The sequence below is a fragment of the Kutzneria kofuensis genome (assembly GCF_014203355.1).
Taxonomy (GTDB): Bacteria; Actinomycetota; Actinomycetes; order Mycobacteriales; family Pseudonocardiaceae; genus Kutzneria; species Kutzneria kofuensis.
In genome coordinates this window covers 5,147,962-5,159,768 of record NZ_JACHIR010000001.1, presented here as the reverse complement: position 1 = coordinate 5,159,768, position 11,807 = coordinate 5,147,962, and the positions used below count along the sequence as shown (strand labels likewise).

Here is an 11,807-nt window from a genome sequence, read left to right as displayed (position 1 = left end):
CTGACGCGAGCGTCAGGAGGCCGAACCACCGCGCGGGCTCACGTCAGAGGAGATCCACCGAGAAGTTGAGGGTCGTGCCCGTCACCCGGTAGACGGCGGTCGCGCCACCCTGGCAGAACGGCACACGGGGGCCGCTGTTCGAGGTCCCGAGGATGGCCTGCACGTCAGGCCAGATCTCGACGCCGTCCCTGATTCCGTAAACATTGAAATCGATGGTCTGCTCCTGACCGACGGGATAGTTGCCGGTGGGCGGCGTGGACAGACCGGTGGAGATCTTCCCGGTCCAGTACATGACGAACGCGGCACTGTTGACCACCGAAATCTTTTCATAACAGGGAACCTTGGCGGCTCCCTGGCCCGGATCGTCGAGCGCACCGGCCGTCGCCGTGCCCTGTGGGACGACGAGCAGGAGGCCAAGCAGGGCAACGAAAATGGCGATCAGTATGTGCGCACCACGGAAGAAGGCCTTCAAGACCCACACTCCTATCTCAATAATCAAGCCACAAAGCTCGGGAAGTCTCGCCCCAGGGTTGCCGACCGGCCGATACCGCTAAAAGAGGCCACATGATTGGCCCCGCAAATATGAACGATCTTCGACGGCGGTGCCGCTTTTGCGACTCGCCGAATACGGCGTCGCCGACGATCCCGTCCGGACAGGACAGGGTTCCGCTCGTCGGACATGAACAGTGGCGGCGTCGGTGGCACGATGACGCGGTGGTGACCGTGCAGGGTGTCGTCGACCGGGTGGGGCCGACGATGCTGCGCGCCGTGCACGCGGCGGCGGCGCCGCAGAGCGTGACGGACGTGGTGATCGCGGAGCCGGGACGCCGGAACGTGATCGCGGCCGGAGACCTGGTGCTGGGGGTCGCGGTCGGCGGGCGGAAGGACGCGGTCGACCTGATACGGCACTCCAGGGGCGCGGCGGGAGTGCTGCTGAAGCAACCGCAGGCCGGCGACAAGGAGGTGCTCAACGCCGCCAAGGAAGCCGAGATCGCGATCGTCGAGGTACGGCAGGAGGCGGCCTGGGCGCAGCTGGTCTGGCTGTTGCGGGCGGTGCTGGACGCGGCCGCCGACGACGAGTCGGACGGCGACGTCGAGCAGTTCGGCGACCTGTTCCGGCTGGCCGACGCGGTGGCGGCGGTGATCGACGCGCCGGTGACGATCGAGGACGCGAACTCCCGCGTGCTGGCCTATTCGTCCCGGCAGGACCGCACCGACCCGGCTCGGGTGTCGACGATCATGGGCCGCCGGGTGCCGGACGACGTGCTGGCCCGGTTCCGGTCGCGGGGCGTGTTCCGCCAGCTCAGCAAGGGCCGATCGGTGATCTTCGTGCCGGCGCAGCGGGACGGCACGCTGCCGCGGTTGATCGTGCCGATCCGGATGGGCGGCGAGCTGCTGGGCTCGATGTGGGCGGTGGTCGACGGCGAGGTCAGCGACGAGCGTTCGGCGGCGTTCGCGGACACCGGCCCGGTCGTCGCGTTGCATCTGCTCAGGCGCCGTGCCCGCGTCGACGCGGAGCGGATGCGTTCGGCCGAACTGGTCAGGGCGGTGTTGTCCGGCTCGACCGGCGGCCGGACCGCGGCGGCGGAGCTGGGCCTGGACGAGCAACCCCACCGGGTGATCGCGATCGACGCCGCCAGCGAGGATGCCGCCGACGCCGAGGGCGTTCGCCTCGCGTTGTGGGAGCGCATGACGCGAGGCGTGGGCCGCCGGCCGGCGGTCGCGGACCTGCACGGCGTCCTCTACGCAGTGGTCCCGGACAAGGGCTGGACCCAGCTCCGGGAGGTGCTCTCCACCGGCGAACCGCTGGTCGCCGCCGGCGCCCCGGTCGCCCTCACGGACCTTCCGCTGTCACGGTCCCAGGCCGACGAAACGTTGGCACTGCTGCGAACCGGCCTCGTCGGCACGAGACTCGCCGGCTACGAGGAGGTGTGGTCGTCGCTGGTGCTGCACCGCGTCGCCGCCGCCTCGAAGGCCTCCGGCGTCGCCGAACTCGGGCCGCTTGCCGGGCTCAAGGAGATGGACCTCGACACGCTGTACCAGTGGCTGCGGCACCCCGGCGATCCCCGTGAGGCGAGCCGGGCGCTGCGGATCCACCCGAACACCTTCCGGTACCGGATGAAGAAGATCGGTGAGGTCGTGGACCTCGACGATCCGGACGTGCGGCTCGCGCTGCTGGCCCAGCTGGTGACGCTGAAATGGGCGTGAACGCCGCCCGGTGAAGCGGCAGGGTGGAGAACGGCGGTCGGGCGGACGCGAGTCGTGGTCAGCCGGAGGTGGGCGTGAAAGCAGCCCGGTAGGCCTGCGGGCTGGTTCCGACGATCCGCTTGAAGTGCTCACGAAACGCCGTCGGGGAGCCGAATCCGGTCCGCACGGCGATCCGCTCCACGGGTTCGTCCGTGGCCTCCAACAGATGCTGCGCGCGGCGGACCCGAGCCCGGTGCAGCCAGCGCAACGGCGAAGTGCCGGTCTGTTCACGGAAGCGGCGGTTCAGGGTCCGGGTGCTCATGCCGGCCTGCGCGGCGATCTCGTCCAGAGTGAGCTCCCGAACGGAGTTCTCCTCCATCCACGCCAACAACTTCTCCAACTCGGTCCCGCGCGGCACGGGCGGCAGGTCGTGCACGATGAACTGCGCCTGACCGCCCTCACGTTCCAGCGGCATCACGGAAAGCCGCGCGGCGTCGGCGGCGACGGCGGAACCGTGGTCGCGGCGGATGAGGTGCAGGCACAGGTCGAGCCCGGCGGCGGCGCCGGCCGAGGTGAGGAACTGGCCGTTGTCGACGTACAGGACATCGGGATCCACGTCGATCAGCGGGTATCGCGAGGCCAGCTCGGCCGCGCCGGCCCAATGTGTGGTGGCGCGCAGGCCGTCCAACAACCCCGTCGCGGCGAGGATGAACGCCCCGGAGCAGATGGACGCAAGCCGGGCGCCGCGCGAAGCCGCCTCCCGCAAGGCGGAAACCACCTCGACCGGCACGTCGAACCCCGAGCAGCCGGGCAGGATGATCGTGTCCGCCGAACCGAGCGCCTCCAGGCCCCACGGGGCACGCAGCGTGAACAGGCCGGCGTCGATCTCCGGCTCGCAACCGCAGACCCGGACCTGGTAGCCGGGGGTCCGCTGGAACACCTCGATGGGCGTGGCCAGGTCGAACGGGATGACACCAGGCAGGGCCAGCACGGCGACGGTGTGCATGCCGACCACGGTAGCTGGCGGGAATCCGTTGAAGCCTGGCGATCCAGCCACTGTCTCAGCAGGCGAATGATGAGGCTGAATGAGCGCTGACCGGGCGCTCGTCAGAAAGGCACCGCCGTGACCAAGATCCTGCTCACCATCCACATCCTCGCCGTGATCGTCGCCATCGGCCCGGTCGCGGTGGCCGCGAGCATGTTCCCTCCGCTCGCCCGCAAGGCCCTGGCCAGCGGAAACGACGAGGACAGGGCGACGCTGCGGCTGCTCAACCGGATCTGCAAGGTCTACGCGCTGGTCTCGATCGCGGTGCCGGTGTTCGGCTTCGCCACCGCCGGCATCATGCACGTCACCGGCAATCTCTGGATCATCGTCTCGATCGTGCTGACCGGCGTCGCGGCGCTGGTGCTGGGCCTGCTGGTGCTGCCGTACCAGCAGCGCGTGCTGGACGGCACGCCGACGCCGACCGCCCAGCTGGCGATGTACACGGGCGTCTTCAACCTGCTCTGGGCCGCCGTCACGGTCGTGATGATCTTCCGCCCGGGCTCGACACTGGACAGCTGAGAGGTCTAGACCTCAGTACCGGTTGTTCCCCGAGCACAACGGGACGGCCGTTCGATGCTTCCGGGCGCACGATGACACCCCGGTTGGGGTAGCCCACCGTGGAAAGCAACACACCAGCCGTGCGCCCGGAAAGGATCGAACATCGTGCGGATCGCCGTCCCCCGCGAGATCAAGAACCACGAGTACCGCGTCGCGCTGACCCCGGCCGGCGCGCACGAGCTGGTCACCCGTGGCCACGACGTGTTCGTGCAGGCCGGGGCCGGTGTCGGCTCCTCCATCCCGGACGAGGACTACCTCGCCGCCGGCGCCAAGGTGCTGGCCACCGCCGACGACGTGTGGGCCGAGGGCGAGCTGGTGCTCAAGGTCAAGGAGCCGATCGCGCCCGAGTACGCCAAGCTGCGCGCCGGCCAGACCCTGTTCACCTACCTGCACCTGGCCGCCGACCGCCCGCTCACCGACGCGCTCATCGCGTCCGGCAACACCGCGATCGCGTACGAGACCGTGCAGACCGCGAACGGCGCGCTGCCGCTGCTGGCCCCGATGTCCGAGGTCGCGGGCCGGCTGTCCGCGCAGGTCGGCGCCTACTCCCTGATGCGCCCCTCCGGCGGCCGCGGCGTGCTGCCCGGCGGCGTGCCCGGCGTCCGCCCGGCCCGCGTCGTGGTGATCGGCGGCGGCGTGGCCGGCGTGAACGCGGCGACCATCGCCGCCGGCATGGGCTCCGACGTGGAGATCCTGGACACCAACGTGGACCGGCTGCGCCAGATCGACCGCGAGTTCCACGGCCGGATCCGCACCGTCACCTCCAACCGCTACGCGCTGGAGCAGGCCGTGCTGGAGGCCGACCTGGTGATCGGCGCGGTGCTGGTGGCCGGCGCGAAGGCGCCGAAGCTGGTCAGCAACGAGCTGGTGTCGCGGATGAAGCCGGGCTCGGTTCTGGTCGACATCTCCATCGACCAGGGCGGCTGCTTCGAGGACTCGCGGCCGACCACGCACGACGACCCGACCTACAAGGTGCACAACTCGGTGTTCTACTGCGTGGCCAACATGCCGGGCGCGGTGCCGAACACCTCCACCTACGCGCTGACCAACGTGACCCTGCCGTACGCGGTCGCGCTGGCGGACAAGGGCTGGCAGCAGGCGCTGCGCGACGACAAGGCGCTGGCGCTGGGCCTCAACGTGCACGACGGCAAGCTGGTCAACGAGCCCGTCGCGGTGGCGCACGGGCTCCCGCACACCCCGCTGAGCGAAGTCATCACCTTCTGAGCGCAGCTCAGCATTCCCAGAACAGGCCGGCCGTGCGCACAGCGCGGCCGGCCTGTCGTCTGTTGATGGACTGTTGAAAGAAACCCTCATATCGTTGGTTCCCCTCGAAGTGTTACGCGTCTACGGTCAGTGGTCACTTGGGCACGAACCCTGCCTCGCACCAAGGAGTCACCACATGTCACGACGCTTCCGCGCACTCGCGCTCGCCGCGGCGCCCCTGCCGCTACTGGCCGCGGCGGCCATGGCCGGGACCGCCGCAGCGCAGACCCAGCCGCTGGTTTCCGTTCCCGGAAACGTTTCCCCCGCGCTCGCGCACAGCCAGCGCGACGGCGCGGTCGACGCCGACACCAAGATGTCCGTGTCGGTCGCACTCAAACTGCGCAACAGCAGCGAACTGGACAAACTGATCGCCGACGTGAGCAACCCTCGCTCGCCGGAGCACGGTAAGTTCATCACGCCGGCCCAGTTCAACGACCGGTTCGCGCCGACCCAGTCCACAGTGGACAGCGTGTCCAGCTACCTGCGCGGGCAGGGCCTCGCCGTGACGAAGGTCAGCGAGAACCGCCAGGTCGTCACGGCCAGTGGCACCGCGTCGCAGCTGCAGCGGGCGTTCGCCACCTCGCTGGGCCGCTACACCGACACCGCGCAGCACCGTGACTTCTTCGCCAACGATTCCGCGCCCAAGCTGCCGGCCAACATCGCCGCCGCCGTGCAGGGCGTCGTCGGCCTGGACAACCACGCCGTCAAGCACAAGAACTCGGTGTCGCAGAAGAAGGCGGCCGCGCCCTCCGGCTACAACCCGACCCAGCTGCGCGGCGCGTACGACACCGGCTCGCTCGGCACCGGTTCCGGCCAGTCGGTCGCGCTGTGGGAGTTCGACGGCTACCAGGCGTCCAACATCGCCGCGTACGACAAGCAGTTCAGCCTGAGCTCGTCGGCCCCGCAGACCGTGTCGGTGGACGGCGCCAACTACGACGCCAGCCCCGGCGACGGGCAGGGCGAGGTCGAGCTGGACATCGAGATCGTGCACGCGATGGCCCCGGCCGCGTCGACCTACGTGTACGAGGCGCCCAACAGCGACCAGGGCGAGGTCGACATGGCCAACCAGATCGCCAGCGACAACAAGGTGTCGGTGGTGTCGATCTCCTGGGGCTCGTGCGAGCCGGACACCACCCAGGCGGCGATCACCGGCACCAGCAACGGGATCAAGCAGGCGACCGCCGAGGGCATCAGCTTCTTCGCCGCCTCCGGTGACGACGGCTCGCGGGACTGCACCCGCAGCCAGACCGGGTCCGGCGTGGACGCGGTCGACTTTCCGGCGTCCGACCCGAACGTGACCGGTGTCGGCGGCACGCACCTGTCCGTGAGCGGCAACGGCTACGGCTCCGAGTCGGCGTGGAACGGCTCCGGCGGCGGCACCTCGACGGTGTTCGACGCCCCCAGCTGGCAGGCCGGCTCGAACGGCAAGCGCACGGTTCCCGACGTGTCCTCGGATGCCGACCCGAACAGCGGCTACGCCATCTACTCCGGCGGCAGCTGGCAGGTCTACGGCGGCACCAGCTGCGCCGCCCCGATGTGGGCCGGCTTCGCCGCGCTGTACGGCGCCAAGCTCGGCGCCGCCAACCAGGCGCTGTACGGCCTGAAGGGCACCGGCTTCCACGACGTGACGTCCGGCAGCAACGGCACCTTCAAGGCCGGTCAGGGCTACGACCAGGTCACCGGCTGGGGCTCCTACGACGGCGCCAAGCTAGCCGCCGCCCTGAAGGGCTGACCAACCGCCTCACTGTTCGGAACGGACCATTCCTCAACTCGGAGTTGAGGAATGGTCCGTTCCGAACTTCAAGGGGTTGACAGCGGAGGGTCAGCCGATGTATCCGGCCAGCCGGGCCACGACGTCGACCGGGGACGGCATCGCGCGGACCTCGTCCCGCATCCGCAGCGCGTTGGTCCGCCAGTCCTCGTCGTCGAGCAGCCGCTCGATCATCTCCACGTCGACGTCGCCGACCTCCGCGCGCTGCCCGATGCCGCTGGCCTGCACAGTGTCGGCGTTGACGAACTGGTCCGCGCCGTGCGGCACGACGATCTGCGGGATGCCGGCGTCCACTGTGGTCATCGTGGTGCCGGCGCCGCCGTGGTGGATCGCCGCGTCGCAGGAGGACAGCAGCGCGCCGAGCGGCAGGTAGTCGACCGCCCGGACGTTGCCCGGCAACTCGCCCAGCGACGTGAGATCCACGTCCCCGAGCGCGAGCACGAACTCCGCGTCGACCTTGCTCGCGGCCGCGACGATCGGCTCGATCCCGCCGAGCCCGGCGTGCGGCACGACGGTGCCGAGCGTGATCAGCACGCGGCGGCGGTCCGGCTTGTCCAGCAGCCACTCCGGCATCACGGCGCCGCCGTTGTACGGCACGTACCGCATCAGCCACTCGCTGTCGGACCGCTCCGGCCCCCGCACGCTCGGCGGCGTGACGCTGAGCTTGACGGCCGGCCGCGGCGCCTCGGCCACGCCGTGCCGCTCGAAGTACTCGCGCAGCTCGCGGTAGGTGATGTCGCCCATGTCGTCGAAGCCGCGGCTGCGACCCATGGCGAGTTCCAGCATCACCAGCGGCACGCCGAGCTTGCCGGCCGCCAACTGCCCCGCGGCCTGCAGCGGCGTGTGCAGCACGACGTCCGGCTGCCACTTGTCGGCGACCCGGGCTACGGTCTCCAGCGTCGGCTCGGACACCTTGGCGAACATCTCCAGCGCGATCTCGACGGTCCTGCGCAGGTCGCCCCGCGCGGCCTGCATCTGCTGGCCCATCGTCGCCCCGGCGGCGGAGAAGATCTCCATGTAGTTCGTCCCCGGCGACGCGTCCACCACCTGCAGGCCCGCGTCGGACACCGCGCCCACGTAGCCGCCGGTCGCGTAGAGCACGTCGTGGCCGGCGGCCCGGGCCGCGTGCGCGAACGAGATGGTCGGCAGGATGTGCCCCAGACCCGGGGACGTGGTGATCAGAATGCGCATGGCTGTTGCTCCCTCCCTGTGCCGACCATTTAACTCTGCTACTAAGAAACTTGTCCACCGAAATTCTTAGTGAGCCGATCGGCGATCTCGGCCGGCGACGGCATGGCGTGCATCTCGGCCCGGATCCGCTCCGCGTTGACCCGCAGCGACTCCTCGGTGAGCAGCCGCTCGATCAGCTGGGTGTCCAGCTCCTCGTCGGTCACGTTGAGGCCGGTGCCGGCGGCGGCCACCGCGGCGGCGTTGATCGGGCCGTCCGCGCCCTGCGGCACCACGATCTGCGGCACGCCCGCGTCCAGCGCGGTCAGCGTGGTGCCCGCGCCGCCGTGGTGGACGACCCCGGCGCTGGTCGCCAGCAGCGGGCCGAGCGGCACGTAGCCGGCCAGCCGCACGTTGTCCGGCAGGTCGCTCAGCGACGACGTGTCGACGTTGCCGCCGATCGCGATCACGAACTCGGCGTCGATCTTCTCCGCCGCCGCGACGATCCGCTGCACCGGCCCGATACCGGTCAGCATCGGCGCCACCGTGCCCAGCGTGACGGTGATCCGCGACCGCTCCGGCCGGGCGGTCAACCAGCCCGGCAGCTGCCCGCCGCCGTTGTACGGCACGTACCGCATCAGCCAGCCGTCCGGCGCCTCCTTCATGCTCGGCGGCGCGACGTCCAGGTGCACGTCCGGGTCGGGGATCTCGTCGACGCCGTAGCGCTTGAAGATGTCCCGCTGCATGCCGGCGAACATGGCCAGCACGTCCTTGTTGTGGGCGACGCCGATCGAGTGCGACACCGCCTTGGCCCCGGCGGCGTCCGCCGCGAGCAGGCCGATGACGTTCATCGCCTCGTAGACGACGACGTCCGGCCGCCAGTCCCGGGCCAGCCCGACCAGGCCGTCCACCATGCCCTCGGCCAGGCCGTTGAACAGCCGGAACGCCGGGTGGTCGCGCATGTCCGACGGGTCGGTGCCGAGCTGGCGGCCGCTGGTGGAGCTGCGGAACGCCTCGCCGGCGTCGTCGCCGAGCAGCGACCGCATGTCCAGGCCCGGCGCCACGTCATAGGAGTGCAGGCCGGTGCCCTTGAGCGCGGTGAGGTCGCCGGCGCTGGCGAACAGCACCTCGTGGCCGGCGGCGCGCAGCGCCCACGAGGTCGTGACGAGCGGGAAGAGGTGGCCGTGTCCGGCCAGAGCAGTGACGAGCACGCGCATGGATTCAGCCCACCAGTTCGACGAGTCGGGAAACGAGAGCGGCCGGCGCCGGCTGACCGGCGATCTCGGCCTTGACCTCCGCGGCCGCGGCGGCCAGCGAGGCGTCGGTCAGCAGTCGGGTCAGGTCGTCCGCATCGACCGACCGCACGTCGGTGTCGACCTCGAAGCCGACGCCGCGCTTGGCGACCTCGTAAGCGTTGTTGTACTGGTCCGCACCCTGCGGCACGACCAGCTGCGGCAGGCCCATGGCCAGCGAGGTCATGGTGGAGCCGGAGCCGCCGTGGTGGACCACCGCGGTGCTGGTGGCCAGCAGCGCGGTCAGCGGCGTGTACGCCACCGGCCGCACGTTGGCCGGCAGCGTGCCGAGCTGCTCCGCGTCGGCGCCGTCGAGCGTGACCACGAACTCGGCGTCGATGCCGCCAGCCACGTCGGCCAGCCACTGCAGCGGCCCGAGTCCCTGGAAGCCGGGCAGCACTGTGCCCAGCGTGACGACCACCCGCGGCCGGTCCGGCGTGCGCAGCAGCCAGTCCGGCAGCTGGTCACCACCGTTGTACGGGACGTACCGCATCGACCAGCCGGTGTCCGGCATGCCCATGCTCGGCGGTGACACGTTGAGCAGGCCGCGCCGCTCGGGCGGGCCGTCGACGCCGTGCCGGCGGTAGGCGTCGGCCAGCGCCTCGGCCATCATCAGCACCCGGTTCACCGGGTTGAACAGGCCGAACGACTGCTCGACCGCGGGCACGCCGAGCTTGGCGGCGGCGAGCGGGCCGGCGCCCTCCATCGGCGAGTGCAGCACCAGGTCGGGCCGCCAGTTGTCGGCGATGTCGACGACGGCGTCCGCGACCGCGTCGGACTGCGGGACGAACAGCCCGATCGCGACCGAGGTGAGCCGGTCGAACTCGCCGGACCGGGACGCCTCCTTGATCTTCTGCTGCCACGCCTTGACGTCCATCGAGCCGCGGGCGGCGTTCATCAGCCGCACGAACTGCTCGTGCCCGCACGTCTGCACGACGTGCAGGCCGGACGCGGCGAGCATCGGCACGTGCTCGGCGCTGCGGCCGGCCATGGCCAGCAGCACCTCGTGGCCGGCGGCGCGCAGCGCCCACGAGATCGGCACCATCGGCAGCATGTGCCCGAGGCCGGGCGAGGCCGTGACCAGAACCCTCATCAGGAACCCCCCACAATGAAAGAGATGGGAACTACCCACAATTTAGCGGGCAAGGGAAGGTCACGTCGAGGAGGTTGCGGGAGTGAGCCGGGCCACGGACCCTGGACAGTAAAGAGCGGCCCGCTCAACCAGCCTGGGGGTCACTGGGAGCGGGCCGCCAACAACAGCTTAGGGTCTCCGACCCCGATTTGCCTCATGTTTGGGCGAGATCCGTCGAAAAAATCTTGTGTGCCGCCACTCGAACGGGTGAACAGGCGTGCAAACGGGTGAAACCCTGCCTCGCGGACTGTGTGAGCTGGCCCGATCGGCCGATGTGAGACGGGTGTGTGCCGCCAGCCCTGCGCGCTCCGGTGTGGCACGCCGTGGAGCCTGACGGAGATGCCTGATGAGTGAACCCCGTTGGTGGGTGGACTGCCTCGACCCGTTCGGCCGGGACCGGTCCATGACGGTGCTCGTGGAGCACGGCCGTGTGGTGCTGGTCGCGCCGCCCGGTCAGACCGCCGTGCTGTCCCCGCAGCAGACCCGGCGGCTGCACCACGCCCTCGACCGCGCCGCCGGCGATCTGGGGTTGAGCGAATGAGCGCCGTCGACGACGGGATGCGGCGGGCCGTGCTGCGCCGACTGGCCGCGCTGGACCAGGCCGCCGAGCAGACCAACGCGGGCGGCACCCTGGCCCCGCTGGCCCGCGCCGAGCTGCAGCGGCTGGCCGACGGCTGGCGGCTGCTGCTGGAGGTGCACACCGCCGACGAGGACGGCCGCTGCCGCGCCTGCCCCGGCCGGCTGCGCAAGCGGCGCTGGCCGTGCAAGGTGTGGCTGCTCGCGCACCAGCACCTGATCGGCGGCGGCACCACGCCGGAACCGCGGCAGCAGCGTCGCGGGCTGCGTGGTCTGTTCCGGCGCAACGGCCGGCACAGCAAGCAGGCCGACGGCACCGCCGTGCAGGGCGTGCGCACCCGGCCGCTGCCGTCGGAAATGCGGCGCACCACCGTGATCCCGCCCGAGGTGCCGTCCGAGATGACGGTGGAACTGCCGGTGCTGCGGGCCGCCCTGCCCCCGGCGCCGAGCTACACGCCGATCACGCCGGTCAGCCCGCCGCCGCCGGCGATCGCCAGCTCCGGCCCGTTCGCCATCGTGGACGACCCGACCTGGCCCGCGCCCAGCGAGTACGCGGACCGGCCGGACACCCCGGCGCTGGCCAGCCTGGACCCGATCGGCGCGTTCGGCGGCGTGCTGCCCGCGCCGCCGCCGGAGCCGGAACCGGCCGCGCCGCCGACCGAGCCGCTGGAGGACACCATGGTGTCCGAGGTGGTGCCGCCCCGGTTCGAGCTGCTCGGCGAGCCCGACGCGGAGACCGAGGAGATGCGCCGGGTGCTCGAGGACTACTGGCAGGGGTCGCCGGCCGCGAACTAGCCGGCGGGCAGGATGGGACCG

General features: G+C 70.8%; 11 protein-coding genes. 6 read left to right on the top strand and 5 right to left on the bottom strand.

Annotated elements, in window-relative coordinates; translation table 11 throughout:
* Positions 1-43: 43 nt before the first annotated feature.
* Positions 44-472, bottom strand: coding sequence for a hypothetical protein (locus BJ998_RS24105; protein ID WP_184865069.1), 429 nt, complete (start codon positions 470-472; stop codon positions 44-46).
* A 242-nt stretch (positions 473-714) separates the two neighbouring features.
* Between BJ998_RS24105 and BJ998_RS24100 the strand changes: the two genes are divergently transcribed.
* Positions 715-2,208 (top strand): PucR family transcriptional regulator, encoded by a 1,494-nt coding sequence (locus BJ998_RS24100; protein WP_184865067.1) that lies wholly within the window; start codon positions 715-717, stop codon positions 2,206-2,208.
* Between the two features lie 58 nt (positions 2,209-2,266).
* Here BJ998_RS24100 and BJ998_RS24095 read toward each other — a convergent pair whose 3' ends face one another.
* Positions 2,267-3,193 carry a GlxA family transcriptional regulator gene (locus BJ998_RS24095; protein ID WP_184865066.1) on the bottom strand — a complete coding sequence of 309 codons (927 nt, stop codon included), beginning with the start codon at positions 3,191-3,193 and terminating at the stop codon, positions 2,267-2,269.
* 117 nt (positions 3,194-3,310) lie between these two features.
* On the opposite strand from BJ998_RS24095, the gene BJ998_RS24090 reads away from it, so the two are divergent.
* From BJ998_RS24090 to BJ998_RS24080, 3 genes are all read left to right on the top strand, one after another.
* Complete coding sequence (locus tag BJ998_RS24090) at positions 3,311-3,751, top strand: hypothetical protein (protein WP_184865064.1); 441 nt, start codon at positions 3,311-3,313, stop codon at positions 3,749-3,751.
* A gap of 144 nt (positions 3,752-3,895) precedes the next feature.
* The gene (gene ald, locus BJ998_RS24085; protein WP_184865062.1) at positions 3,896-5,014 is read left to right on the top strand and encodes an alanine dehydrogenase; all 1,119 of its coding nucleotides are present in this window, start codon (positions 3,896-3,898) and stop codon (positions 5,012-5,014) included.
* Between the two features lie 175 nt (positions 5,015-5,189).
* Positions 5,190-6,785, top strand: a complete 1,596-nt coding sequence (locus tag BJ998_RS24080) for a S53 family peptidase (protein ID WP_184865060.1) — start codon at positions 5,190-5,192, stop codon at positions 6,783-6,785.
* 90 nt (positions 6,786-6,875) lie between these two features.
* Here BJ998_RS24080 and BJ998_RS24075 read toward each other — a convergent pair whose 3' ends face one another.
* From BJ998_RS24075 to BJ998_RS24065, 3 genes are read right to left on the bottom strand one after another with little or no spacing between them, the layout of a single operon-like run.
* Positions 6,876-8,015: a glycosyltransferase gene (locus BJ998_RS24075; RefSeq protein WP_184865058.1), complete on the bottom strand. Its 1,140-nt coding sequence runs from the start codon at positions 8,013-8,015 to the stop codon at positions 6,876-6,878.
* Between the two features lie 41 nt (positions 8,016-8,056).
* Complete coding sequence (locus BJ998_RS24070; RefSeq protein ID WP_184865057.1) at positions 8,057-9,208, bottom strand: nucleotide disphospho-sugar-binding domain-containing protein; 1,152 nt, start codon at positions 9,206-9,208, stop codon at positions 8,057-8,059.
* Between the two features lie 4 nt (positions 9,209-9,212).
* Positions 9,213-10,376: a nucleotide disphospho-sugar-binding domain-containing protein gene (locus BJ998_RS24065; protein WP_184865056.1), complete on the bottom strand. Its 1,164-nt coding sequence runs from the start codon at positions 10,374-10,376 to the stop codon at positions 9,213-9,215.
* A gap of 385 nt (positions 10,377-10,761) precedes the next feature.
* Between BJ998_RS24065 and BJ998_RS24060 the strand changes: the two genes are divergently transcribed.
* Together BJ998_RS24060 and BJ998_RS24055 are read left to right on the top strand one after the other, a co-directional pair.
* Positions 10,762-10,956, top strand: a complete 195-nt coding sequence (locus tag BJ998_RS24060) for a hypothetical protein (protein WP_184865055.1) — start codon at positions 10,762-10,764, stop codon at positions 10,954-10,956.
* On the top strand, positions 10,953-11,786 hold the full coding sequence (locus tag BJ998_RS24055; RefSeq protein ID WP_184865054.1) for a hypothetical protein: 834 nt from the start codon (positions 10,953-10,955) through the stop codon (positions 11,784-11,786). Before BJ998_RS24060 ends, BJ998_RS24055 begins: the two co-directional genes overlap by 4 nt.
* Positions 11,787-11,807: the final 21 nt, after the last annotated feature.